The sequence below is a fragment of the Streptomyces sp. NPDC056480 genome, assembly GCF_042795405.1.
Classification (GTDB): Bacteria; Actinomycetota; Actinomycetes; order Streptomycetales; family Streptomycetaceae; genus Streptomyces.
This window is the reverse complement of sequence record NZ_JBHTSA010000018.1, coordinates 7,873-31,284: the sequence shown is the minus strand read 5'-3', so window position 1 is coordinate 31,284 and position 23,412 is coordinate 7,873. Positions and strand designations below refer to the sequence as shown.

Here is a 23,412-nt window from a genome sequence, read left to right as displayed (position 1 = left end):
GGGTACGGTGTCGTCCCACACAGCGACCGGGAGTGTCACGGCGATGAGCACGCAGCAAGGTCTCACCCACATCGACGAGGCGGGCGCGGCCCGCATGGTCGACGTATCGGCGAAGGACGTCACGTCCCGCACGGCGCGCGCCAGCGGGCGGGTTCTCGTCTCGCCGCGCGTGATCGAGCTGCTGCGCGGCGAGGGCGTCCCGAAGGGCGACGCGCTCGCCACGGCCCGGATCGCCGGGATCATGGGCGCGAAGAAGACCCCGGACCTCATCCCGCTCTGCCATCCGCTGGCCGTGTCGGGCGTGACCCTGGACCTGGCGGTCACCGACGACGCGGTCGAGATCCTGGCGACGGTGAAGACCACGGACCGGACGGGCGTCGAGATGGAGGCCCTGACGGCGGTCTCGGTGGCGGCCCTGACGGTGGTCGACATGGTGAAGGCGGTCGACAAGGGCGCGGTCATCTCCGACGTACGGGTGGAGGAGAAGACGGGCGGGAAGTCGGGTCACTGGACGCGGAGCGAGTCGTGACGCGCGGGGGCCGGGTGTCGGGCGTGCACGAGCACGAGGAGCACGCGGGACACGAGGCGCACGCGGGACACGAGGCGCGCGGGGCCGAGGCCCCGTCGGCGGACGCGGCGGGCGGGGCGGCCTACTCCGCCCTGGTCGTCACGGCCTCGAACCGGGCGGCCGCCGGGGTCTACGAGGACAAGGGCGGTCCGCTGATCGCCGAGGCCCTCGCCCGGATGGGCTTCACCGTGGAGGGCCCGCAGGTCGTTCCGGACGGGGCGCCGGTCGAGGCGGCGCTGCGGGCCGGGATCGCCGCGGGGTACGACGCGATCGTGACCACCGGCGGTACGGGCATCTCGCCCACCGACGAGACGCCCGAGGTGACCCGCCGGGTCCTGGAGCGGGAGATCCCGGGGATCCCCGAGGCGATCCGGGCCTACGGCCGGGAGAAGGTGCCGACGGCGGCGCTCTCGCGGGGCCTCGCGGGGGTCGCGGGCGGCACGCTGATCGTGAACCTGCCGGGGTCCTCCGGGGGCGTACGGGACGGGCTGACCGTCCTGGAGCCGGTCCTGCGGCACGCCGTCGACCAGATCCGCGGCGGCGACCACCCGAGACCGTCGTGATCCCGACCTGGCCGGTCGTCCTCGTGGACGGCGAGGTGATGCTCCGCCCGATAAAGATGCGGGACCACGCGGCCTGGCGCGAGGTGAACCGGCGCAACCGGGAGTGGCTGCGGCCCTGGGAGGCGACGGTTCCGCCGCCGCCTCCGGGCGGGCCGGTGGCCCAGCGGCCGACGTACCGTCAGATGGTCCGCCATCTGCGGTCGGAGGCGAACGCCGGACGGATGCTGCCGTTCGTGATCGAGTACCGGGGCAGGCTGGTCGGGCAGTTGACCGTCGCGGGCATCACCTGGGGCTCGATGTGCTCCGGGCACGTGGGCTACTGGGTGGACAGCGAGGTGGCCGGACGCGGTGTCATGCCGACGGCGGTCGCGCTGGCGGTCGATCACTGCTTCCGCTCGGTCGGTCTGCACCGGATGGAGGTGTGCATCCGTCCGGAGAACGGGCCGTCGCGGCGGGTCGTCGAGAAACTGGGGTTCCGCGAGGAGGGGTTGCGGCCCCGCTACCTCCACATCGACGGCGCGTGGCGGGACCATCTGGTCTTCGCGCTGACGGCGGAGGAGGTTCCGGAGGGGCTGCTGCGCCGCTGGCATCAGGCGAGAATAAAATAAGTGTTCGAATTCAATCGGTAGTTGGCAGTCAATCGATCTGAACAATCACAAAAAAGTTCAGTGATATCAGCCAGATCGTGCGACACACCGGGCCAATTGGCCGATGCCGTCGCGCGAACCCCTCTACCGTGTGAGGCGTGAGCAGCAGCGGCCTCATCTACGCAGTCATCGTCGGGGCCTGGGCCGCCTACTTGGTACCGATGTGGCTCCGCAGGCAGGACGAGCTGAACGAAGCCCGTCCGACGGAACGCTTCAGCACCGCCATCCGGCTGCTTTCCGGACGGGCGGGCATGGAGCGCCGATATGCCAAGGAGCTCAAGCAGCGGGACCGTACGGCGGAGGGCCCGACGCCCGACGTGGACCCGGACGCGGAAACCGAGCATCTGAGCTCGGTCGACGTCCGGGCGTTCTCCGCGCCCGCGGCCAGAACGGAAGCGCGCCTGGAACTCCCCGAGCGGGAGCCGGCGCCGCAACCCGCCCCGAGCCCCGCCCCGCCCCGCCCCGCCACGGGCGCGGCGGCCGAGCGCGCCCGCCGCGGCAAGGTCCTCGCCCGCCGCCGCCGCACCACGACGCTGCTCTTCGCCGGCTTCACCCTCGGCGCGGTCGTCGCCGCCGTCGGCGGGATCGCCTTCCTGTGGGTGCCGGCCGTGCCCGCGCTGCTCCTCAGCGCGTACATCGTGCACCTGCGGATCCAGGAACGCCGCCGCTTCGTGTACGTGATGGACCGGCGGCGCGCGGAGGCCGCGGCGGCGCGGCTGCGCGAGAGCCGACGCCCGACGCCCACGCCCGAGCCGTCGCCCGAGTCCGCCCCGGGCCCCTCCCCGCAGGAGGCGGACCGGCGCGCCCTGGTCGAGCAGACCGACCACGCGGAGTGGGTCGACCAGCAGCGCGACCGCGGCCCGGCCCGCGGAGACAGCTGGGACCCGGTCCCGGTCCCGCTCCCCACCTACGTCACCGCCCCGGTCGCCCCGCGCGCCACGAGCGGCATCGACATCACGGACCCGGAGACCTGGAGCGCGGCCCGCTCCTCGACGGCGGCCGACCCGGCCCCCGCCCCGTCGCCGGCCCCGCGTCAGCGCACCGCCGCTCCGCGCCGCAACCGCGACCACGGCCGCACTCCGCTCTTCGACCAGTACGCGGACGACGACCGCCCCCGGGCGGCCAACGAATGACCCCGAAGGGGCCCGCGACGGCCCCCGGCTGACCTGCGCGGGAACGGATTTTTGCCTGAGCCGGTCGGGATGCTAATGTTTCACACGTCGCAAGGGCCTGTGGCGCAGTCTGGTAGCGCACCTCGTTCGCATCGAGGGGGTCTGGGGTTCAAATCCCCACAGGTCCACAGACAACGGGAATCCCGTCCGATCGAAAGATCGGGCGGGATTTCCGCTTTTCCGGAAGTGGCGTGGAGAGGCGCCCTCTTGGGGGCGCCCCGGAGTCCTCAGACCAAGGGCTTGGCGAAGCAGCGGCTGTTGTCGTAGTCGCGGTACATGCCGAATTTGGCGCAGGGTTCGTAGCCGCTCGACGTGTAGAGGGATATCGCCTCCGGCTGGGCCGTGCCCGTTTCCAGGACCATGCGGCTCCGGCCGGCCTCGCGGGCGTCGGATTCCAGGGCGGCGAGGATGCGGCGGGCCAGGCCCAGGCCGCGCGCGTCGGGGATCACGTACATGCGCTTGAGTTCGGCGTCGCCGTTCTCGTAGCCCTCGTCGTTCTTGTCCTGGGTGCGCCAGCCGCCCGTGGCGACCGGCCTGCCCTCGGGGTCGTACGCGAGGAGGTAGAGGCCCTGGGGAGGGACGAACATCCCGGCGTCCAGCGGTGTGGCGTCGCCCTCGTCGCCGTAGCGGACGGCGTACTCCGCCTGGACCGCGTCGTTGAGCGCGACGGCGTCGGGGTGGTCGTAGGGCGTGGGCTGGATGTTCATGCGGAGTATCGTACATGTATGCGACGGCATGGTGTCGGTATTCTCCCGGGATGCTCACTGTGACGTCCGTGAATGTCAATGGTCTCCGTGCCGCCGCCAAGAAGGGGTTCGTCGAGTGGCTCGGCGGGACCTCCGCCGATGCCGTCTGCCTCCAGGAGGTGCGCGCCGAGGAGGCGCAGCTGCCGCCGGAGGTGCGGGCGCCCGAGGGGTGGTTCACCGTCCACGCCCCGGCCGCCGCCAAGGGCCGAGCCGGGGTGTCCCTCTACACGCGCCGCGAGCCCGACCGGGTGCGCGTGGGCTTCGGGTCGAGCGAGTTCGACACCAGCGGCCGGTACGTCGAGGCCGACCTGCCCGGCGTCACCGTCGCCAGCCTCTACCTGCCCTCCGGTGAGGTCGACACCGAGCGCCAGGACGAGAAGTACCGGTTCATGGCCGAGTTCCTGCCGTACCTGAAGGAGCTCCGGGAGCGGTCGGCCGCCGACGGCCGCGAGGTCGTCGTCTGCGGCGACTGGAACATCGCCCACCAGGAGGCCGACCTCAAGAACTGGAAGGCCAACAAGAAGAACGCCGGCTTCCTCCCCGAGGAGCGGGAGTGGTTCGGGAGGGTGCTGGAGGAGGGTGACGGGGGCTACGTGGACGTCGTGCGCGTCCTGCACCCCGAGCAGGAGGGGCCCTACTCCTGGTGGTCCTACCGCGGCCGCGCCTTCGACAACGACAGCGGCTGGCGCATCGACTACCAGCTCGCCACCCCCGGGCTCGCCGCCAAGGCCGTCAAGGCGTACGTGGAGCGGGCCGCCACGCACGCCGAGCGGTGGAGCGACCACGCGCCCGTGACCGCCGTCTACGACCTGTAGGAGTCCGTCGGTGCTCAGGGGCCCTGCGGTGGGGCTCCCGGGCTCAGGCGGCGGTCGAGCGCCATCGACAGCTCCGCCTCCACCACGCTCTTCGCGAGCGGGCGCAGCCGCCACAGGTCGTCCTCGGCCGCGTGGGTGCGCAGCAGGTCGGTGAAGAGCTCGGCGAGGGCGTCGGCGTGCTCGCGGACGCGGGCGCCGGCCTTGAGGACCTCGGCGAGCGGGACGCCCTCGCGGACGAGTGCGGCGGAGACGTCGAGCAGCCGGCGGCTGATGTGGATGATCTCCTCGCCGTCGGTGACGAGGTAGCCGAGGTCCAGGGCGGCGGCGAGGTTCTCCGGGGTGACCTCGCCGGCGAAGTGGTCGGCGAGCTCCTCGGGGGTGAGGCGGACCGGCTCCTCCTCGCTGGGGGCGCCGAGGGCGAGCACCTCGCGGACGTTGCGCCCGCTCTCGAAGGCGGTGGTGAGGTCGGCGATGCCGTTGAGGGTGTGGCCGCGCTCCAGGAGGGCGGCGATCGTGCGCAGCCGGGCCAGGTGGTGCTCGTCGTACCAGGCGATCCTGCCCTCGCGGCGGGGCGGGGGGATCAGGCCGCGCTCACGGTAGAAGCGCAGGGTGCGCACGGTGATGCCGGCGGCGGCGGCCAGCTCCTCCATGCGGTACTCGCGCACGCCCTCGGGCTCGTCGCGCACGCCCTCGGGTCCGGGCGTTCCGGGCGTGACCTGGTGCGGGCTGCCGCCCGTGCCGGTCCGCCGGTCCTCGCGTGCACCCTCGTGTGTCACCGTGTCGGGTCCTGATCCTTCGCCTGTCCCTCTGCCTGATCCTTCAGCCACGGACGCCAGCCTATGTTGTACCGCCGGTAACTTTCCCTCGTCCGACCCCTACCGCTCGGTATGGAGCTGCTCTACAGTCCCGACTGTGCCAGTGATTGCTGGCGTGATTGGCCGGGCACGCGGGAGGCGGCATGGCGAAGCACGAGCAGGTACGTGTGGCGGTGATCGGATCGGGATTCGGTGGCCTCGGCGCCGCCGTCCGGCTGCGCCGCGAGGGGATCACCGACTTCGTGGTCCTGGAGCGGGCCGACTCCGTGGGCGGCACCTGGCGGGACAACAGCTACCCCGGCTGCGCCTGCGACGTCCCCTCCCACCTCTACTCCTTCTCCTTCGCGCCCAACCCCGACTGGCCGCGGACCTTCTCCGGACAGCGCCACATCCGGGCGTACCTGGAACATGTCACCGACACCTTCGGCATCCGCCCCCACCTGCGACTGAACCACGAGGTCGTCCGGATGGAGTGGGACGCCGAGGCGCTCCGCTGGGAGATCGAGACCAGCCGGGGCTCCTTCAGCGCCGAGGTCGTCGTCTCCGCGACCGGGCCGCTCTCCGACCCCAAGATCCCCGACATCCCCGGCATCGCCGACTTCCCCGGCAAGGTCTTCCACTCGGCCCGCTGGGACCACGACTACGACCTCACCGGCAAGCGCGTCGCCATGATCGGGACCGGCGCCTCCGCCATCCAGATCGTGCCCGCGATCCAGCCGCAGGTCGGGAAGCTGACCCTCTTCCAGCGCACGCCCCCGTGGGTCATGCGCCGCATGGACCGGGCCATCACCGGACCCGAGCGCTGGCTCCACCGCGCCGTGCCCGCCACCGGCACCCTGCGCCGCGGTCTGCTCTGGGGCATCCGCGAACTCCAGGTCGGCGCCTTCACCAAGCACCCGAACGAGCTCGGACTCGTCGAGAAGCTGGCGAAGGCCAACATCGCCAAGTCCGTCAAGGACCCGGTCCTGCGGGCCAAGCTGACCCCCTCGTACCGCATCGGCTGCAAGCGCATCCTGCTCTCCAGCACGTACTACCCGGCGATCGCGCAGCCCAACGTCGACGTCGTCGCCTCCGGCCTGCGCGAGGTCCGCGGCTCGACCGTGGTCGCCGCCGACGGCACCGAGACCGAGGTCGACGCGATCATCTTCGGCACCGGCTTCCACGTCACCGACATGCCGATCGCCGAGCGGGTCGTCGGCGCCGAGGGCCGGACGCTCGCCGAGACCTGGAAGGGCGGCATGGAGGCGCTGCGCGGCGCCACCGCCGCCGGATTCCCCAACTTCATGACGGTCATCGGCCCCAACACGGGCCTCGGGAACTCCTCGATGATCCTGATGATCGAGTCCCAGCTGAACTACATGGCCGACTACCTGCGCCAGCTGAACGTCCTGGGCGGGCGCGCCGCCCTCGCCGTCCGGCCCTCCGCCGTCGGCGCCTGGAACCGCAAGGTCCAGGCCCGGATGGAGCGGACGGTCTGGAAGGCCGGCGGCTGCGAGAGCTGGTACCTCGACGCCAACGGGCGCAACACCACGCTGTGGCCGGGCACGACCGGCGAGTTCCGGCGCGAGACCCGGCAGGTCGACCTCTCCGAGTACGAGGTCATCCGCGCCCCCAAGCCCGTGAAGGCCGCCGGGGAGACCGCCGCGGCGAAGCCCCGTACCTCCTCCCGCAAGAAGGAGGCCGCCCAGTGAGCCGGCACCTGACCTCGCTGACCTCGCCCCGGGAGCTCACCGCCGTCTCCGCCGACGGTGCCCGGATCCACGTCGAGGTGTACGGCCCCGAAGGTGCGCCCGTCGTCGTCCTCGCCCACGGCTGGACCTGCTCGATCGCCTTCTGGGCCGAGCAGATACGGGCCCTCGCCGCCGACCACCGGGTCATCGCCTACGACCAGCGCGGCCACGGCCGGTCCCCGGCCCCCGCCGGGCCCTCCGGATACGCCACCCGGGCGCTCGCCGACGACCTCGAAGCGGTCCTCGCGAGCACCCTCGCCCCCGGCGAGAAGGCCGTCCTCGCCGGTCACTCCATGGGCGGCATGACCCTCATGGCCGCGGCCGACCGGCCGGGCTTCCGGGAGCACGCGGCGGCCGTGCTGCTCTGCTCCACCGGGCCCTCGCGGCTCACCGCGGAGGCGACCGTCGTCCCGGGCCGGCCCAGCGACCGGCGCACCCGGCTGACCCGGGGCGTCCTCGGTGCGAAGGCGCCGCTCGGGCCCGTCAACGCCGTCTCGAAGCGGATCCTCAAGTACGCGACGATGGGCCCCGGTTCGGCGCCCGAGCGGGTCGACGCCTGCGCCCGGATCGTGCACGCCTGCCCGCGCGGGGCCCGCGTCGGCTGGTCCAGGGTCCTCTCCGAGCTCGACCTCGAGGTGGGTCTGCGGGCGCTCGACCTGCCCGTCGCGGTCGTCGTCGGCACCGCCGACCGGCTGACCCCGCCCGTCCACTCCCGTGCCATGGCCGAGGCCCTCCCGCAGTGCGTGGGCCTGCTCGAACTGGCGGGAATGGGGCATATGACACCCGTGGAGGCCCCCGAGGCCGTCACCGCGCGGATCCGCGAACTGACCGACACGTACCTGGAACTGAAGGAGAAGGCATGAGCCGGGTGAGCCTGGAAGGACAGGTCGCGGTCGTCACCGGAGGCGCCCGCGGCGTCGGGGAGCTCCTGGCCCGCAAGCTGTCCGCGCGCGGCGCGAAGATCGCCCTCGTCGGCCTGGAGCCTGAGCAGCTCAAGGAGGTCGCCGGGCGGCTGCACACCGAGGCCGACTGGTGGCACGCCGACGTCACCGACCACGAGGCGATGGCCACGGTCGCGGCCGAGGTGAAGGAGCGGTTCGGGAAGGTCGACATCGTCGTCGCCAACGCCGGTGTCGCGGCGGGCGGCCCCTTCGCCGAGTCCGACCCGGGCGCCTGGCGGCGGGTCATCGAGGTCAATCTGATCGGCGGCGCGGTGACGGGACGGGCGTTCCTGCCGGTCCTCATGGAGTCGCGGGGGTACTTCCTCCAGATCGCCTCGCTCGCCGCGCTGACCCCCGCCCCGATGATGACGGCGTACTGCGCCTCCAAGTCGGGCGTCGAGGCCTTCGCGCACAGCCTGCGCGCCGAGGTCGCGTACAAGGGGGTGAAGGTCGGCGTCGGCTACCTCTCCTGGACCGACACGGACATGGTGCGGGGCGCCGACGAGGACGACGTGATGCGCGAGCTGCGCCAGCGGCTGCCGTGGCCGGCGAACCGCACGTACCCCCTCGGCCCGGCCGTCGACCGGATCGTCGCGGGCATCGAGCGGCGCTCCCCGCACGTCTACGCCCAGTGGTGGCTGCGCGGGATGCAGTCGGTCCGCGGCTACCTGCCGGGGATGATCGCGACCGTCGGGCAGCGCGAGATGAAGCGCTTCGAGCCGCGCCTCGGCTCGGTCTCCAAGGGCCTGGTGGGCGCCGGCGGCGCCGCCGACGAGGAGGCGCGGACGGGCGGCTCGGCGGCGCGCTGACGGGCTCCGGCCGGGCGGCGGGAGGGGACCCCGCCGGCGGCCGTCGGCGGCTCCCCGCGCGGTAGCCGTCCGTAACCGATCGACATGCGTGGAATGTTCGCTCGTGCAAGGCTGGTCGAGGCCCAGGAGGCGCATCGCCTCCGTCCCCTCTCACCCGTCTAGGAGTGAACCTTCATGGGCAAGGCAGAACAGTTCAAGGACAAGTCGGAGCAGCTGAAGCAGCAGGCCAAGCAGGCCATGGGCAAGGCGAAGGACGAGGCCTCCTCGCGCGCCTCCCAGGGCCGCGGCCGCCCCGACGACGAGACGCGCAGGGCCCAGCAGGAGGCCCAGGACCGTCTCGACCAGGACTACGACGCCTGACACGCCTTCCTGGCGTGCCGTGTCGAGCGAGGCGCACCCGGTAGGCCGGGTGCGCCTCCGCGTGTGCGCGATCGTGACGGGCCGAAAAGTCGTACGCACCGGGCGCCGGATCTTCGTACGGTGGCGCCCATGGCCGTACTTGAGCGACTGCGATCCGATCACGCCCCCGCCCTGCTCGTCTTCGAGCGGGAGAACCGGGGGTACTTCGCCGCGTCCGTGCCCGACCGCGGGGACGCGTACTTCACCGAATTCGAGGAACGGCACCGGGCGCTGCTCGACGAGCAGGAGACCGGGGGGATCCACTTCCATGTGCTCGTGGGGGAGGGCGGCGAGATCCTCGGGCGGTTCAACCTCGTCGACGTCGCCGACGGGACCGCCGAGCTGGGGTACCGGGTGGCCGAGAAGGCGACCGGGCGGGGCGTGGCGACGGCCGGGGTGCGGGAGGTGTGCCGGCTGGCGCGCGAGGAGTACGGGCTCAGCCGGCTGACCGCCGTCACGACCCTCGACAACGACGGGTCGAGGGTCGTGCTGGGGCGCGTCGGGTTCGGCGCGGTCGGGAGCGTGACGCTCGACGGGCGGGCGGGGACGTCGTACGAGCTGGACCTGGCCGACGGCGTGGGGCGGAGCGCCGCCTAGGGGGTGCCGTGCCGGTCAGGCGGGCTCGCGGCCCCGATCCGGCCTGATCGGCGAGCCGCCTCCCGGGGAGTGGCGCGCCGGTCTGTCCGGCGGGCGTCACTCCTCGGTCGTCGCTCGCGGCGGCAGTTTCGGGCGGGACCGGTCCGGGAGGTCCACGTAGCCCGGGGGGCTCGCCGCCGGGGTCTCCGCGAGGAGGGCGAGGGCCACCTCGACCGCGTCGTCGAGCTGGGCGTGCCGGCCCTCCGCCCAGTCGAGCGGGGTGCGCAGGACGGCGAGGTCCGGCTCGACGCCGTGGTTCTCCAGGGACCAGCCGTACTCGGGGAACCAGGCAGCGTTCATCGGGACCGTGATCTGGGTGCCGTCGCCGAGGCGGTGGCGGCCGGTCATGCCGACGACCCCGCCCCAGGTGCGCTGGCCGACGACGGGTCCCAGGCCGAGGAGCTTGAACGCGGCGGTGATCATGTCGCCGTCGGAGGAGGTGGCCTCGTCGGCGAGGGCGACCACCGGGCCGCGCGGGGCGTTGGAGGCGTACGCCACGGGCTGGGCGTTGCGGGTGAGGTCCCAGCCGAGGATCCTGCGGGTGAGTTTCTCCATGACGAGCTCGCTGATGTTGCCGCCGGCGTTGCCCCGTACGTCGACGATGAGGGCCGGCCGGGAGACCTCCATGCGCAGGTCGCGGTTGAACTGGGCCCAGCCCGAGCCGCCCATGTCGGGGATGTGGAGGTAGCCGCAGCGGCCGCCGCTGATGTCCCGCACCACCGCCCGGCGTTTGGCCACCCAGTCCTGGTAGCGCAGGGGACGCTCGTCGATCAGCGGGACGACGGCGACGCGGCGGGCCCGGCCCTCGCCCTCGGCGGGGACGAAGGTGAGCTCGACGGTGGTGCCGCCGGTGCCGGAGAGCAGCGGATACGGGCCGGTGACCGGATCCACGGGCCGGCCGTCGACATGGGTGAGGACGGCGCCCTCGCGGATGCCCGTACCGGCGAGCGGGGAGCGGGCCTTGGAGTCGGAGGACTCGCCGGGCAGGATGCGCTTCACCGTCCAGCCGGCCTCGCGGGGCACGAGGTTGGCGCCGAGGAGGCCCATGGGCCGCTGGTAGTGCGGGGGTCCCTCGTTGCGGCGGGCGGGGGTGACGTACGCGTGGGAGGTGCCCAGCTCGCCGAGGACCTCGCGGAGCAGGTCGGCGAACTCGTCGGGGGAGGAGACGCGTTCGACGAGCGGCCGGTACTGGTCGAGGACGGCCGTCCAGTCGACCCCGCCCATGTCGGGCTCCCAGAAGTAGGCGCGGACGATCCGGCCCGCCTCGTCGAAGGCCTGCCGCCACTCGGCGCCCGGCTCGACCTCGTGGAGGATGCGCCGCAGGTCCAGGTAGACGGTGGAGTCGCCGTCCCCGGACTCGGTGGCGGGCACGGCCCGCAGGTCCCCCTCGTCGGCGATCACGAGCCGGGTGCCGTCGCCGCTGACCGCGAACCAGTCGAGGTCCTTGGCGAGTTCGCTCTTGCGGGCCTTGGTGATGGAGAAGTGCTCCAGGGTGGGCTTGCCCGAGGTGTCGGTCGGGTTGGCGAAGGTCTCGCCGAGCGCGCCCGAGATGGGCCAGCGCAGCCAGACGAGGCCGCCGCCGCTGACCGGGTGGAGGGCGGAGTACTTGGAGGCGGCGACCGGGAAGGGCGTGACCCGGTCGGCGAGCCCCTCGATCTCGACGGTGACCGTGCCGTCGGTGGTCGCCTCCGTGTCGTCGTCGGCCGGGTCGAGACCGCCGGCGGCCGGGCGCCCGTCGGGGAGCAGCGCGAACGGCGAGGGCGTCGCGGAGGAGAGCGGGACCAGGTAGGGGCGGCAGCCCAGGGGGAAGGACAGGTCGCCGGTGTGCACGTCGTACACCGGGTCGAAGCCCCGCCAGGAGAGGAAGGCGAGGTAGCGGCCGTCCCGGGTGAAGACGGGGTTCTCGTCCTCGAAGCGCCCGTTGGTGACGTCGATGACGGTGCGGGCGCCGGGGCCGGAGATCCGGGCCATCTTGATGGAGCGCAGGGAGCGGCCGATGCCCGGGTGGGACCAGGTGAGCCAGTCGCCGTCGGGGGAGAAGGCGAGGTCGCGGACGGGGCCGTTGACGGACCGGATGAGTTCGGTGACCCCTTCTCCCCCGGACTCCGTCCCGGAGGTGTCCGCGGAGTCCTCGGTCGCGTCGAGGAGGAGCAGCCGGCCGTCGTGGGAGGCGATCGCGAGCCGCTCGCCGTCCGGGTCGGCGATCAGTTCCTCGACCCGGCCGAGGTCGCCGGAGGCGAGGCGGCGGGGCGGCCGGTCGCCGCTGGCGCGCGGCAGATAGGCGACCTCGACGGCGTCCTCGCCCTCGGCGTCGGTGACGTACGCGACCTGGCCGCCGCTGCCGAGCATCTCGGGGAGCCTGACACGGACGCCGGGGGTGTCGATGATCGTGCGGGCGGGGCCGTCGCGGTGGGTCAGCCAGTAGAGGCTGCCGCGCACGGAGACGGCGCTGGCCCGGCCGGTCTCGTCGACGGAGACGGCGTCGACGTGGTGGGCGGCGGGCACCTGGTACGGGCGCCGGCCGACGTGCTGGCCGCCGAGCCGGACGTCCAGTCTCCGGGGGCGGGAGCCGGGGGTGAGGGCGTCGACGATCCACAGGTCGCCGGCGCACTGGTAGACGACCCGGCGTCCGTCGCTGGAGGCGTGCCGGGCGTAGAACTCGTCGTGGTCGGTGTGCCGGAGCAGGTCGGTGCCGTCGGGCAGGCAGGAGTAGAGGTTGCCGACGCCCTCGTGGTCGGAGAGGAACGCGACCCGGCCGTCGACGGCCATGGGGCAGTCGAGGTGGCCGCCGATGTCGGGGAGCAGCCGCTCGCCGTGCAGCCAGAGGCGGCCGGTGGCGCCGCCGAGGTAGCGCTTCCAGGCGGCCGGTTCGTGGGGCGGCTTTCCGGTGAGGAGGAGGGTGCGGCGCTCGGTGTCCTGGCCCTCGTCGGTTCCCTTGCCGGCCTTTCCGTAGGCGTCGTGTTCGGTGACGGCGATGTCGGAGACCGGGCCCCAGGGGAGGCGGCCGCCGGGGGAGCCGTCGGTGGGGACGTTGTAGGCCCAGGAGAAGTACGAGAAGGGCTGGCCGTGCGAGGAGACGGCGAGGATGTCCGAGCGGCCGTCCTTGTCGGGGGGTGTCCAGCCGCAGACGCGGGTGTCGGTCGAGCCCCAGTAGGTGAGCCGCCGGGCGGACCCTCCTTCGACGGGGACGAGGTGGATCTCTGGGTCGAGGCTGCGCCAGTTCGTGTACGCGATCTGCCGGCCGTCCGGAGAGAAGCGCGGGTGGCCGACCCGCGTCCGGTCGACGGTGAGCCGCCAGGCACGGCCGGGGCGGTGGCCCTCGGGGACGAGCGGGGCGATCCAGAGATCGTCCTCGGCGGCGAAGCACAGCAGGTCGTCGTGGAGGTGCGGAAAGCGGAGATACGCGACGTCGTCACTCACCTCCTCATGCTTTCCAAGCGAAGGGGGTGCGGCAACTCGTACGTGCTTGCGGGCGTCTTCAGGGGCGTGGCGCGGCTCCGGTGTGGTCCAGGACACGTACGAAACGGTTTCGTTTCGTTGAGGGCGGGGGTATCTTCGTACTGTACGAAACCGTTTCGTTCGACAGGAGTCCGGTCATGGCCCGCAGCAGGCTCACCCCAGAGCGTGAGTCCGAGCTGTACGGAGCCGTGCTCGACCTCCTCCGAGAGGTCGGCTACGACGCCCTCACCATGGACGCCGTCGCCGCCCGCACCCACTCCAGCAAGGCCACCCTCTACCGCCAGTGGGGGAGCAAGCCCGAGCTGGTCGCCAGGGCGCTGCGCGACAACAAGCCCGCCGATCTCTCGCAGATCGACACCGGCACACTGCGTGGCGACTTCCAGGAACTCGTCGACCGGTCCGACGACTGTCAGATGGAGAGGGACTCCGCGCTGATGCGGGGTCTGGCCCATGCCGTCCACACCAACCCCGACCTGCACCGGGCGCTGCGCGAGCTGCTCATCGAACCCGAGATGAACGGCCTCGACGAGGTGCTGCGCCGAGCGGTCCGCAGGGGCGAGGTCGACGCCGACAACCCGGCGCTGAAACTCCTCCCGCACATGCTGATCGGTGCGTTCATCGCCCGTCCGCTGATCGACGACCAGCCGGTCGACCACGCCTTCCTCAAGACCTATGTCAACGCCGTGGTGCTCCCCTCACTCGGCGTCTAGAGCCACCTCCCCACCGCAGTACCCGCAGTACCGCACCCCCTGACGACGCACCGCTCCGCCGTCGGGCCGGCTCCCCATGCCCTGTCCCACCCCACACTGGGAGACGCCCCCGTGGCCACGTTCCTGTACAAGTTGGGCCGTTCCGCCTTCCGGCGCCGACGGCTCGTCGCCCTCCTCTGGGTGGCCCTCCTGGCGGTCGCCGGGATCGGCGCCGCCACCGCACCCGTCGCGACCTCCAGCTCCTTCTCGATCCCCGGCACCGAGGCCCAGCGCGCCTTCGACCTGCTCGAAGAGCGCTTCCCGGGCGCCGGAGCCGACGGAGCCACCGCCCGCGTCGTCTTCAAGGCCCCCGAGGGCCAGAAGATGACCGACCCGGCGCACAAGGCCGTAGTCGAGGAGACCGTCGCCGCCCTGAAGTCCGGCTCGGACCAGATCGTCTCGGTCACCGACCCGTACACCGGGCAGGCCGTCTCCCAGAACGGCTCCACCGCCTACGTCTCCGTCGCCTACAAGGTGAACGCGATGGAGCTGACCGACGAGACGCGCGAGGCGCTGACCCAGGCCGGACACAACGCGCAGGGCAAGGGACTGACCGTCGAGGTCGGCGGTGACGCCCTCCAGACCATGCCGGAGACCGGCTCGGGCGAGATCGTCGGCGTCGTCATCGCCGGCATCGTCCTGGTCCTGACCTTCGGTTCGCTCGTCGCGGCCGGACTCCCGCTGCTCACGGCGATCATCGGCGTCGGCATCGGCGTCTCGTCGATCACCGCGCTCGCGAGCGTCCTCGACCTCGGCTCCACCACCTCCACCCTCGCGATGATGATCGGCCTCGCGGTCGGCATCGACTACGCCCTCTTCATCGTCTCCCGCTACCGCGCGGAGCTGGCGGACGGCCGCGAGAAGGAGGACGCCGCGGGCCGCGCCGTCGGCACGGCGGGCTCCGCCGTCGTCTTCGCCGGACTCACCGTCGTCATCGCCCTGGTCGGCCTGGCCGTCGTCAACATCCCGATGCTGACGAAGATGGGCTTCGCCGCCGCCGGCACGGTCGTGATCGCCGTACTGATCGCGCTCACCCTGATCCCCGCCATGCTCGGCTTCGCCGGCGACAAGGTCATCGGCCGCAAGCAGCGCAAGGCCGCGAAGGCCGGCGCCGAAGCCGGTGCCGCAGCCGGTGCCGAGAGCGGAGGCAAGGGCGAGAAGCCGAACGGCGGCACCCGCTGGGCCCGCTTCGTCATCCGCCGCCCCGTCATGGTGCTGCTGATCGGCGTCCTCGGCCTTGGCGCGATCGCGCTGCCCGCCGCCTCCCTGGAGATGGGCCTCCCGGACGACGGCGTCAAGCCGACCTCCACCACCGAGCGCCGGGCGTACGACGCCCTCTCGGACGGCTTCGGCCCCGGCTTCAACGGCCCGCTGCTCGTCGTCGTGGACGGCGACAAGGCGACCGCCGACAAGACGGTCTCCACCATCAAGGGCCTCGAGGGCTGGGCCGCCGTCACCCCGGCGACCCCGAACAAGGCCGGCGACGCCGCGATGATCACCGTGGTCCCGAAGGACCGCCCGTCCTCCGGCGCCACCGAGGCCCTCGTCCACGACATCCGGAACGCCACCGGCGACGACGTCCTCGTCACCGGCGCCACCGCGATGAACATCGACTTCTCGCAGAAGATGAACGACGCCCTGGTGCCGTACCTGGCCCTCGTCGTCGGCCTGGCCTTCCTGCTCCTGACCGTGGTCTTCCGCTCGATCCTCGTCCCGCTGAAGGCGGCCCTCGGCTTCCTGCTCTCGGTGGTCGCGGCCCTCGGCGCCGTCGTCGCGGTCTTCCAGTGGGGCTGGCTCGGGAGCCTCTTCGGGGTCGAGCAGACCGGCCCGATCATGTCGATGATGCCGATCTTCATGGTGGGTGTCGTCTTCGGTCTCGCGATGGACTACGAGGTCTTCCTCGTCACCCGGATGCGTGAGGCGTACGTCCACGGGGAGCGGCCCGGCGAGGCGATCGTGACCGGCTTCAAGCACAGTGCCCGGGTGGTCACCGCCGCCGCGGTGATCATGATCGCGGTCTTCTCCGGCTTCATCGGCATGACGGACCAGATGATCAAGATGATCGGCTTCGGCCTGGCCGTCGCGGTCCTCTTCGACGCCTTCGTGGTCCGTATGGCGATCGTCCCGGCCGTCCTCGCGCTGCTCGGCCACAAGGCCTGGTGGCTGCCGAAGTGGCTGGACCGGATCCTGCCGAACGTGGACGTGGAGGGCGAGGGGCTCGCCAAGGACACGCCCGCGGACGGGGCGTCCGGCTCCAAGCCGGACCTCGTGAAGGTCTGATCCTCACGGCCTGATCGCGTGCGCCGTCAGCTCGTCGTCATCGACGGGCCGGCGGCGTACGTGTGTTTCAGGAACCGGGTCAGCGCCGTCGTGTCGAACTGGACGACCGTCACCACACCGTCGTCCTTGTGGAGCTCGACGACCGTCTGGACGCGGCCGCAGGGCCAGACGCCTATGTCGCCGCGACGGGTCGGGGCGCGCAGGCCGGTCTCCAGGAGGACGCGGGGGAAGGACCACTCGACGTCGCCGGGGAAGACGAAGCGGACGGTCGCGGGCGAGAAGCCGGGGTCGTAGCGGAGGTCGACGGGGACGGGGCGGGAGAGGGGGGCGTCGCTGATGATGCGTCCCCTGGCGTGGTCCTCGACCGCGAGGTCGGTGTCGCGGTCGACTGAGTGGGCGGCTTCGTGGTCGAGTGCGCGATCGTCTGCGGCAGCCATCGGGGGCTCCTCACCGTTTGTCCTCTTATCGACTAATGTCCCACTCCTTCCCGGCGCGCGCACGACCCATGCGCCGCTGTTCTGTGACCTGTGCGCTCTTGCAAGTGCTTTGCAGGAGCGCTCATCATTCAGGGCGTGCATGTACCTGACGGATTCATCAACGCCCCCGTATCGGTCGCCGCCGGTGTCGTCGCCGCCGGCGCCGTCGCCGTGAGCCTGCGCGGGGCACGGCGGGAGCTCGGAGAAGGGCACGGGGGAGAGCGGACCGCCCCGCTCGCCGGGCTCGTCGCGGCCTTCATCTTCGCCGTCCAGATGCTGAACTTCCCGGTCGCGGCCGGGACCAGCGGACACCTCCTCGGCGGCGCGCTCGCGGCGATCCTCGTCGGGCCGTGGACCGGCGTCCTCTGCATCGCCGTCGTCCTGCTCATGCAGGGCATCCTCTTCGCCGACGGCGGCCTCACCGCGCTCGGCGTGAACATCACGGTCATGGGCGTCGTCACGGTCGTCGTCGCGTACGGGCTCTTCCGCGGCCTCGTCCTGCTGCTGCCCCGCACCCGCGCCTCGGTGACCGCGGCCTCCTTCGTCGCCGCGCTCGTCTCCGTACCGGCCGCGGCCGCCGCCTTCACCGCCCTCTACGCGATCGGCGGCACCACCGACGTCCCGGTCTCCAAGGTCCTCACCGCCATGGTCGGCGTCCACGTCCTGATCGGCATCGGCGAGGCCGTCATCACCATGCTGACCGTCGGCGCGGTCATCGCCGTCCGCCCCGACCTGGTGTACGGCGCCCGCGGCCTGACCGCCCCGCTCAAGCTGCGCGTCGGCGGCGAGCTGGTCGACGCGGCCCCGGCCGCCGAGCCCGCCACCGCTCCCGCCGGGTCCCCGAGGAAGCTGTGGATCGGCGGCCTCGTCACCGCGCTCGTGCTCGCCGGCTTCGTCTCCTTCTACGCCTCCGCCAGCCCCGACGGCCTGGAGAAGGTCGCCGCCGACAAGGGCATCGACAGCAAGGTCGAGGACCACGCGGCCGCCGACTCCCCGCTCGCCGACTACGGCGTCAAGGGCATCGAGACCGCCCGCCTCTCCGGCGGTCTGGCCGGCGCGATCGGCGTGGGCGCGACCCTCGCCGTCGGCACCGGGGCCTTCTGGCTCGTCCGCCGCCGCCGTCCGCACGAGGAACCCCGCACCCACGCGGAAACGACCGTCTGACATGGCCGCGGGGCACACGCACAAGCTCTACCGGCACGCGCACTCGCCGGTCCACGAGCTGCCCCCGCACACCAAGCTGGCCGCGGTCCTCGGCTTCGTCGTGGTCGTCGTCTCGACGCCCCGCGAGGCCGTCTGGGCCTTCGCCCTCTACGCCCTGCTCCTCGCGGTCGTGGCGGCGAAGGCCCGCATCCCGGCCGGCTTCCTGCTGAAGCGGCTGCTCATCGAGGTGCCGTTCGTCGCGTTCGCACTGCTCATGCCCTTCGTGGTCCCCGGCGAGCAGACAGAGGTCCTCGGGGTCTCGCTGAGCGTCCCCGGCCTGTGGGGCGCCTGGAACGTCCTCGCCAAGGGCACCCTCGGCGTCGCCGCCTCCGTGCTCCTCGCCTCCACCACCGAACTGCGCGAGCTGCTCCTCGGCCTCCAGCGGCTGAAGCTTCCCCCGCTGCTCGTCCAGATCGCCTCCTTCATGATCCGGTACGGCGACGTCATCACCGACGAGATGCGCCGGATGTCCGTCGCCCGCCGCTCGCGCGGCTTCGAGGCGCGGGGCGTCCGCCACTGGGGCGTCCTCGCCAAGTCGGCGGGCGCGCTCTTCATCCGCTCGTACGAGCGCGGGGAGCGGGTCCACCTCGCCATGGTCAGCCGTGGCTACACGGGCACCATGCCGGTCATCGACGAGGTGACCGCGACCCGCGCCCAGTGGACGTACGCGGCGGCGCTCCCGCTCACCGCACTTCTGATCTGCCTCCTGGGATGGACCCTATGACCGCCCCCTCGACGCCCGTCCCCCCGACGATGCCCCCCTCGCTCGAGGTACGGGGCCTGGCCTACGCCTACCCCGACGGCCACCAGGCCCTCTTCGGCGTCGACCTGACCGTCGGGCGCGGCGAGCGGGTCGCCCTCCTCGGCCCCAACGGCGCCGGCAAGACCACCCTCGTCCTCCACCTCAACGGCATCCTCACCGGCGGCGCGGGCGGCGTCACCGTCGCCGGGCTGCCCGTCGGCAAGAAGCACCTCGCCGAGATCCGGCGCAAGGTCGGCATCGTCTTCCAGGACCCCGACGACCAGCTGTTCATGCCGACCGTCCGGGAGGACGTGGCCTTCGGACCGGCGGCGGCCGGCCTCCGCGGCGCCGCACTGGATGCCGTCGTACGGAGGGCCCTCGACCGGGTCGGGATGGCCGAGTACGCCGACCGGCCGCCGCACCACCTGTCGTTCGGGCAGCGCCGCCGGGTCGCCGTCGCGACGGTCCTCGCGATGGAGCCGGAGATCCTCGTCCTCGACGAGCCGTCGTCCAACCTGGACCCGGCCTCGCGCCGCGAGCTCGCCGACATCCTCCGCTCGCTCGACGTCACCGTGCTCATGGTCACCCACGACCTGCCGTACGCCCTGGAGCTCTGCCCGCGTGCGGTGATCCTCAGCGAGGGCGTCATCGCCGCCGACGGGCGGACCGGCGACATCCTCGCCGACGAGGAGCTGATGGCCGGGCACCGCCTGGAGCTGCCGTTCGGCTTCGTGCCGAGCTCGGTGGCCTGAGACCCCCGGAATCCGCCCCTCACCCGCCGCGTTGCACCATGGAGAGTCGGATCGGCGAGTGAGGAGTGGGGACGTGGACGTCCAGGGCACGGTGGCGGCGGGCTGGGAGCCGGTCAGGGACGCGTTCCTGCGGAACTTCGAGCAGCGGGGCGAGCACGGCGCGGCCGTCGCGGTGCACCACGACGGCCGCCAGGTCGTCGACCTGTGGGCAGGCTCCCGCGATGTGGACGGCGGGACCCCCTGGACCGAGGAGACCGCCCAGGTCGTCCGCTCGGCCACCAAGGGCGTCGCCGCCGCCGTCCCCCTGCTCCTGCACCAGCGCGGTCTGCTCGACCTGGACGCCCCGGTCGCCGCGTACTGGCCCGAGTTCAAGGCGGCGGGCAAGGAGGCCGTGACCGTACGGCAGCTGCTCGCGCACCGCGCCGGAGTCCCCGTCCTCGACCGGCCGCTCACCCTCGCCGAGGCCGTCGACCTGGAGACCGCGACCCGCGCCATAGCCGCCCAGGCCCCCGTCTGGGAGCCCGGCACGGCCCACGGCTACCACGCCCACACCTTCAGCTGGCTGCTCTCCGGCCTGGTCCACCGGGTCACCGGCCGCACCATCGGCCGCTGGGTCGCCGAGGAGATCACCGCCCCCCTCGGCCTCGACCTGTGGATCGGGCTCCCCGACGCGGAGGCCCACCGGGTCGGCCGCCTCGGCCCCGTCGAGGAGATCGAACCGCCCGGCAGCGGCGCCCTCAAGCTCCGCCCCAAGCGCTCCGTCACCGAGGCGTACCAGGACCCGGACTCCCTGACCCGGCGCGCCTTCGGGGTCATCGACCCCAAGCCCGACGAGAACGACCCGGCCTACCGGGCCGCCGAACTGCCCGGCTCCGCCGGGGTCGCGACGGCCCGCGCCCTCTCCCGCTTCTACGCGGCCACCCTCGGCCCCGTGGACGGCGCCGAGCGCCTCTTCACCCCCGACACCCTCACGCTCGCCCGGACCGAGGTGTCGGCGGGAGCCGACAAGGTGCTGCTGGTCGGCACGCGCTTCGGCCTCGGCCACATGCTGCACGGCCCGGCGTCCCCGCTCCTCGGGCCGTCGTCGTACGGCCACCCGGGCCGCGGCGGCTCGCTCGGCTTCGCCGACCCCGACGCCGGCCTCGCCTTCGGGTACGTGACGAACGGCATGCGGAAGACCGTGACGGCCGACCCGCGGGCGCAGGCGCTGGTGAGGGCGGTCGGGTCGGTGGTGCACGGCGCGGTGTGAACCGCCCCCGGCCGCCCGGGCGTTCCTGATCTCCCCGACCTGACATTCCTCCGGGCGCGACCTGACATTCTGCGCTTCCGGGGCGCGGGTGGGTGATCATTCGAGCGTTAGCGTGTGCCCGCTCCACCGCTCGGTGGACCAGGCGCACGGGGGCGCATGTGATCGAGATTTCGTTGACGACGTCCGAACACGGGACCCACGCCGGAGCCCTTCGGATCGCCGACAGCCGGCTGTGGGAGACGTTCGGCAGCATCGGGCTGCTGTCCGCCTACCGGGGGCTCGCGCCCTGGCCGTACACCAACTGGGGCCGGGCGGCCCGCCGCTCGCTGATGCGGGCCGACGTGACCCTGCCGGGGTGGCTCGTCCACCTCTTCCGGGCCGGCGGCGGCACCCTGCCGTCGTTCCTCCTGCCCGTCCCGTCCTCGGCCCGGCAGCCGGACCTGGCGGACGAGATCGCGCTGCTCCGCGAGGTGTCCCCGGCCCGGGTGCGTGAGGAGCTGGACCGGTGGTTCCCGCAGGGCGTCCCCGTCGAGGTGCGCCCGCTGTACGCGGACCCCGGGGCGCGGATGGCCGACCTGTGCGCCTTCCTCCCGCGCTATGTGCGCGCCGCCCTCGCCCCTTACGAAGCGCCGCTGCGGACCGTCACGGACGACGACATCCTGCTCCGTGCCCGGGTGCTCGCCACCCAGGGCCCCGACCGCCTCCTCGGCACCCTGAACGGGGCCGTCTCACGGCGCGGCGACGTCCTGCGGCTGCACGCCGGACCGCCGGGCCGGATCGCGGTGAAGCGGGACGTCTCCCGCATCGTCCTCGTCCCCCTGGTGTTCGGCCGGGGGGCGTCGCTCCTGGGCTTCGCCCCGAACGGGGTGGCCGCCGTGTCGTACCAGGCCGAGGGGGCCGCCGTCCTGGCCTGTGAGATCCGGCCCGGGCGGCGGGCCGGCGGCCGTGCGGGCGGACGGGCCGACGAGGGGGCCGACGAGCCCGCGCGCGGAGACCGGCTCGAGATCCTGCTCGGCCGCAGCCGGGCCGGGGTGGTCCGCGGCCTCGTCGCGCCGACCACCACCTCGGACCTGGCGGCGATGCTCGGCCTTGCGCCCAGCACCGTCTCCGAGCACCTCACGTCCCTGGTGGCCGCGGGCGTGGTGCGCCGGCGCCGGGCGGGCGTACGGGTGCTGTACGAACTGGACGCCTCGGGTGTCGCGCTGCTCAGACACCTGGACAACCGGCGTAGGGTCAACGCGCCGTCGTACGAAACCACTTGAAACATGCCGTACCGAGGAGGAACCCCCATGACCGCCGATGCCGTGACCGACGCCGTGACCGACGTGACGCCCGACCACGGGACGTACGAGAAGCTGCTCGCCCTGCTGGACGAGCGCGGAGCCGCCTACCGGGTGATCGAGCACGCCCCCGAGGGCGGCACCGAGGCGGTCAGCGCGCTGCGGGGCCACACGCTCGCCGAGGCGGCCAAGTGCATCATCGCCATGGTGAAGATCGGCAAGAAGGAGAAGCGCTTCGCGCTGGTCGTCGTCCCCGGCGACCGGCGGATCGACCTGAACGCGGTGAAGGCGCTGTACGGCGGCACGTACGTCTCCTTCGCGTCCCCGGAGATCGCCGAGGACCTCGCGGGTTCGCCGAGCGGCACGATCCTGCCGTTCGCCTTCGACGAGCGGCTCGAACTCCTCGTGGACCCCGACCTGCTGACGCACGGGGAGTTCTACTTCAACGCCGCGCGGCTCGACCGCTCGATCGCCCTGTCGTCGGAGGACTACAAGGCGATCGCGGAGCCGCGCGTGGAGCGGGTCTCGACGGACTGAGCCACGGGAGCCACCAGGCCGGCCCGGCCGGCCAGCCGGTCAGCCGGTCAGGCCATGGCGGGCGTCAGCGCCAGCAGCATGCCCAGTCCGACCAGTACGGCTCCGATCACCTTGTTGAGCACGGTCTGCCGCTGCAGCAGCCGCGACCGCAGGGCCTGGTTGGAGAAGAGGACCGCGGCCAGGCCGAACCAGACCAGGTGGGCGAAGGACATGAAGAGTCCGTAGCCGACCTGCTGGAAGACGGGGGTGTCGGCGCTGACGACCTGGGTGTACGTGCTCAGCACGAACAGCATCGTCTTCGGGTTGAGCGCGTTCGTCAGAAAGCCGGTGCGCAGCGCACCGGCCTTCGAAAGGCCGCCGTCCTCCGAAAGGTCGATGTCCACCTGGGCCTTGGTGACGAACGTCTTGTAGCCGATGTACACGAGGTAGGCGGCGCCGATGAGTTTCATCGCCGTGAAAAGCATCGGCGTCCGGGAGACCAGAAGTCCGACACCCAGCATGGTGTAAGTGACGTGGACGAGAACACCGAGCGCAATTCCGACGGCCGCGAGAACGCCGGCGGTCCTTCCGTACAGATAACTGTTGCGGACGGTCATCGCGAAATCCGCGCCGGGGCTGATGACAGCCAGAATGGTGATGACCGCCACGGCGATGAGCTGACCCATGTTCCCGACTTCCCGCCTTCTCGCTCACGTACTCACTCAAGGGGTGAGCGGGTGGGAGGGCACGGGTCCGCGCGGATCCCGTGGCCCCCCCCCCCCCCCCCGCCAAAACGGGGGTGGAGGGGGGGTGTTTACACACACCACCCCCCGGGGCCGGGGGGGGGGGGGGAAAGGAAAGAAGG

Annotated in this window: 23 protein-coding genes and 1 tRNA gene; 19 read left to right on the top strand and 5 right to left on the bottom strand. The window is 72.5% G+C overall.

Annotated elements, in window-relative coordinates; genetic code table 11:
* The first annotated feature begins 43 nt into the window (after positions 1 to 43).
* From moaC to ACFQ79_RS11070, 5 genes are all read left to right on the top strand, one after another.
* Positions 44 to 529 carry a cyclic pyranopterin monophosphate synthase MoaC gene (gene moaC / locus ACFQ79_RS11090; RefSeq protein WP_055600182.1) on the top strand — a complete coding sequence of 162 codons (486 nt, stop codon included), beginning with the start codon at positions 44 to 46 and terminating at the stop codon, positions 527 to 529.
* Complete coding sequence (locus ACFQ79_RS11085; RefSeq protein ID WP_383581407.1) at positions 526 to 1,131, top strand: molybdenum cofactor biosynthesis protein B; 606 nt, start codon at positions 526 to 528, stop codon at positions 1,129 to 1,131. Before moaC ends, ACFQ79_RS11085 begins: the two co-directional genes overlap by 4 nt.
* Before the next feature lie 38 nt (positions 1,132 to 1,169).
* On the top strand, positions 1,170 to 1,739 hold the full coding sequence (locus ACFQ79_RS11080) for a GNAT family N-acetyltransferase (RefSeq protein WP_266966579.1): 570 nt from the start codon (positions 1,170 to 1,172) through the stop codon (positions 1,737 to 1,739).
* 137 nt (positions 1,740 to 1,876) lie between these two features.
* Positions 1,877 to 2,911 (top strand): gephyrin-like molybdotransferase receptor GlpR, encoded by a 1,035-nt coding sequence (gene glpR, locus ACFQ79_RS11075; RefSeq protein WP_383581405.1) that lies wholly within the window; start codon positions 1,877 to 1,879, stop codon positions 2,909 to 2,911.
* Positions 2,912 to 3,004: 93 nt separating this feature from the next.
* Positions 3,005 to 3,078: transfer RNA gene (locus ACFQ79_RS11070), tRNA-Ala, on the top strand.
* Between the two features lie 99 nt (positions 3,079 to 3,177).
* Here ACFQ79_RS11070 and ACFQ79_RS11065 read toward each other — a convergent pair.
* Complete coding sequence (locus ACFQ79_RS11065) at positions 3,178 to 3,657, bottom strand: GNAT family N-acetyltransferase (RefSeq protein ID WP_383581403.1); 480 nt, start codon at positions 3,655 to 3,657, stop codon at positions 3,178 to 3,180.
* Positions 3,658 to 3,707: 50 nt separating this feature from the next.
* Between ACFQ79_RS11065 and ACFQ79_RS11060 the strand changes: the two genes are divergently transcribed.
* On the top strand, positions 3,708 to 4,511 hold the full coding sequence (locus ACFQ79_RS11060) for an exodeoxyribonuclease III (RefSeq protein WP_383581401.1): 804 nt from the start codon (positions 3,708 to 3,710) through the stop codon (positions 4,509 to 4,511).
* Between the two features lie 14 nt (positions 4,512 to 4,525).
* On the opposite strand, the gene ACFQ79_RS11055 is transcribed toward ACFQ79_RS11060, so the two are convergent.
* The gene (locus tag ACFQ79_RS11055) at positions 4,526 to 5,161 is read right to left on the bottom strand and encodes a MerR family transcriptional regulator (RefSeq protein WP_383581536.1); all 636 of its coding nucleotides are present in this window, start codon (positions 5,159 to 5,161) and stop codon (positions 4,526 to 4,528) included.
* A 308-nt stretch (positions 5,162 to 5,469) separates the two neighbouring features.
* On the opposite strand from ACFQ79_RS11055, the gene ACFQ79_RS11050 reads away from it, so the two are divergent.
* The 5 genes from ACFQ79_RS11050 (at position 5,470) to ACFQ79_RS11030 (ending at position 9,802) form a co-directional block, all read left to right on the top strand.
* Complete coding sequence (locus ACFQ79_RS11050) at positions 5,470 to 7,017, top strand: flavin-containing monooxygenase (RefSeq protein ID WP_383581398.1); 1,548 nt, start codon at positions 5,470 to 5,472, stop codon at positions 7,015 to 7,017.
* Complete coding sequence (locus ACFQ79_RS11045) at positions 7,014 to 7,919, top strand: alpha/beta fold hydrolase (protein WP_383581395.1); 906 nt, start codon at positions 7,014 to 7,016, stop codon at positions 7,917 to 7,919. The genes ACFQ79_RS11050 and ACFQ79_RS11045 overlap by 4 nt, the downstream gene beginning before the upstream one ends.
* Entirely contained in the window at positions 7,916 to 8,806 is an 891-nt protein-coding gene (locus ACFQ79_RS11040; protein ID WP_383581393.1) for an SDR family oxidoreductase, read from the top strand. The genes ACFQ79_RS11045 and ACFQ79_RS11040 overlap by 4 nt, the downstream gene beginning before the upstream one ends.
* 174 nt (positions 8,807 to 8,980) lie before the next feature.
* Complete coding sequence (locus ACFQ79_RS11035) at positions 8,981 to 9,166, top strand: hypothetical protein (RefSeq protein ID WP_383581390.1); 186 nt, start codon at positions 8,981 to 8,983, stop codon at positions 9,164 to 9,166.
* A gap of 129 nt (positions 9,167 to 9,295) precedes the next feature.
* Positions 9,296 to 9,802 carry a GNAT family N-acetyltransferase gene (locus tag ACFQ79_RS11030; RefSeq protein WP_383581387.1) on the top strand — a complete coding sequence of 169 codons (507 nt, stop codon included), beginning with the start codon at positions 9,296 to 9,298 and terminating at the stop codon, positions 9,800 to 9,802.
* A 96-nt stretch (positions 9,803 to 9,898) separates the two neighbouring features.
* Here ACFQ79_RS11030 and ACFQ79_RS11025 read toward each other — a convergent pair whose 3' ends face one another.
* Positions 9,899 to 13,261 (bottom strand): S41 family peptidase, encoded by a 3,363-nt coding sequence (locus ACFQ79_RS11025; protein ID WP_383581384.1) that lies wholly within the window; start codon positions 13,259 to 13,261, stop codon positions 9,899 to 9,901.
* 176 nt (positions 13,262 to 13,437) lie between these two features.
* Between ACFQ79_RS11025 and ACFQ79_RS11020 the strand changes: the two genes are divergently transcribed.
* Together ACFQ79_RS11020 and ACFQ79_RS11015 are read left to right on the top strand one after the other, a co-directional pair.
* Entirely contained in the window at positions 13,438 to 14,010 is a 573-nt protein-coding gene (locus ACFQ79_RS11020) for a TetR/AcrR family transcriptional regulator (protein ID WP_383581381.1), read from the top strand.
* Between the two features lie 111 nt (positions 14,011 to 14,121).
* On the top strand, positions 14,122 to 16,329 hold the full coding sequence (locus tag ACFQ79_RS11015) for an MMPL family transporter (RefSeq protein WP_383581378.1): 2,208 nt from the start codon (positions 14,122 to 14,124) through the stop codon (positions 16,327 to 16,329).
* Between the two features lie 26 nt (positions 16,330 to 16,355).
* On the opposite strand, the gene ACFQ79_RS11010 is transcribed toward ACFQ79_RS11015, so the two are convergent.
* A complete protein-coding gene (locus ACFQ79_RS11010; protein ID WP_383581375.1) occupies positions 16,356 to 16,766 on the bottom strand; it encodes an SsgA family sporulation/cell division regulator in 411 nt (136 codons plus the stop codon).
* Between the two features lie 135 nt (positions 16,767 to 16,901).
* Between ACFQ79_RS11010 and ACFQ79_RS11005 the strand changes: the two genes are divergently transcribed.
* The 6 genes from ACFQ79_RS11005 (at position 16,902) to ACFQ79_RS10980 (ending at position 22,568) form a co-directional block, all read left to right on the top strand.
* Positions 16,902 to 17,969, top strand: a complete 1,068-nt coding sequence (locus ACFQ79_RS11005) for an energy-coupling factor ABC transporter permease (protein ID WP_383581372.1) — start codon at positions 16,902 to 16,904, stop codon at positions 17,967 to 17,969.
* A 1-nt stretch (position 17,970) separates the two neighbouring features.
* Positions 17,971 to 18,732: a cobalt ECF transporter T component CbiQ gene (cbiQ, locus tag ACFQ79_RS11000; RefSeq protein WP_383581369.1), complete on the top strand. Its 762-nt coding sequence runs from the start codon at positions 17,971 to 17,973 to the stop codon at positions 18,730 to 18,732.
* Positions 18,720 to 19,502 carry an energy-coupling factor ABC transporter ATP-binding protein gene (locus ACFQ79_RS10995; RefSeq protein WP_383581366.1) on the top strand — a complete coding sequence of 261 codons (783 nt, stop codon included), beginning with the start codon at positions 18,720 to 18,722 and terminating at the stop codon, positions 19,500 to 19,502. Before cbiQ ends, ACFQ79_RS10995 begins: the two co-directional genes overlap by 13 nt.
* 73 nt (positions 19,503 to 19,575) lie before the next feature.
* On the top strand, positions 19,576 to 20,751 hold the full coding sequence (locus ACFQ79_RS10990; RefSeq protein ID WP_383581364.1) for a serine hydrolase domain-containing protein: 1,176 nt from the start codon (positions 19,576 to 19,578) through the stop codon (positions 20,749 to 20,751).
* Between the two features lie 173 nt (positions 20,752 to 20,924).
* Entirely contained in the window at positions 20,925 to 22,013 is a 1,089-nt protein-coding gene (locus ACFQ79_RS10985) for a helix-turn-helix domain-containing protein (protein ID WP_383581361.1), read from the top strand.
* Between the two features lie 27 nt (positions 22,014 to 22,040).
* On the top strand, positions 22,041 to 22,568 hold the full coding sequence (locus ACFQ79_RS10980; protein ID WP_383581359.1) for a YbaK/EbsC family protein: 528 nt from the start codon (positions 22,041 to 22,043) through the stop codon (positions 22,566 to 22,568).
* 47 nt (positions 22,569 to 22,615) lie between these two features.
* Here ACFQ79_RS10980 and ACFQ79_RS10975 read toward each other — a convergent pair whose 3' ends face one another.
* Entirely contained in the window at positions 22,616 to 23,233 is a 618-nt protein-coding gene (locus ACFQ79_RS10975; RefSeq protein WP_073916102.1) for a LysE family translocator, read from the bottom strand.
* Positions 23,234 to 23,412 lie beyond the last annotated feature (179 nt).

Coding starts and splice junctions, on each gene's coding strand:
- ACFQ79_RS11010 (WP_383581375.1), bottom strand. CDS start 16,766: ATGGCTGCCGCAGACGATCGCGCACTCGACCACGAAGCCGCCCACTCA.
- ACFQ79_RS10980 (WP_383581359.1), top strand. CDS start 22,041: ATGACCGCCGATGCCGTGACCGACGCCGTGACCGACGTGACGCCCGAC.
- ACFQ79_RS10995 (WP_383581366.1), top strand. CDS start 18,720: ATGGACCCTATGACCGCCCCCTCGACGCCCGTCCCCCCGACGATGCCC.
- moaC (WP_055600182.1), top strand. CDS start 44: ATGAGCACGCAGCAAGGTCTCACCCACATCGACGAGGCGGGCGCGGCC.
- ACFQ79_RS11065 (WP_383581403.1), bottom strand. CDS start 3,657: ATGAACATCCAGCCCACGCCCTACGACCACCCCGACGCCGTCGCGCTC.
- cbiQ (WP_383581369.1), top strand. CDS start 17,971: ATGGCCGCGGGGCACACGCACAAGCTCTACCGGCACGCGCACTCGCCG.
- ACFQ79_RS11060 (WP_383581401.1), top strand. CDS start 3,708: ATGCTCACTGTGACGTCCGTGAATGTCAATGGTCTCCGTGCCGCCGCC.
- ACFQ79_RS11050 (WP_383581398.1), top strand. CDS start 5,470: ATGGCGAAGCACGAGCAGGTACGTGTGGCGGTGATCGGATCGGGATTC.
- ACFQ79_RS10975 (WP_073916102.1), bottom strand. CDS start 23,233: ATGGGTCAGCTCATCGCCGTGGCGGTCATCACCATTCTGGCTGTCATC.
- ACFQ79_RS11040 (WP_383581393.1), top strand. CDS start 7,916: ATGAGCCGGGTGAGCCTGGAAGGACAGGTCGCGGTCGTCACCGGAGGC.
- ACFQ79_RS11035 (WP_383581390.1), top strand. CDS start 8,981: ATGGGCAAGGCAGAACAGTTCAAGGACAAGTCGGAGCAGCTGAAGCAG.
- ACFQ79_RS11020 (WP_383581381.1), top strand. CDS start 13,438: ATGGCCCGCAGCAGGCTCACCCCAGAGCGTGAGTCCGAGCTGTACGGA.
- ACFQ79_RS11055 (WP_383581536.1), bottom strand. CDS start 5,161: ATGGAGGAGCTGGCCGCCGCCGCCGGCATCACCGTGCGCACCCTGCGC.
- ACFQ79_RS11080 (WP_266966579.1), top strand. CDS start 1,170: ATGCTCCGCCCGATAAAGATGCGGGACCACGCGGCCTGGCGCGAGGTG.
- ACFQ79_RS11030 (WP_383581387.1), top strand. CDS start 9,296: ATGGCCGTACTTGAGCGACTGCGATCCGATCACGCCCCCGCCCTGCTC.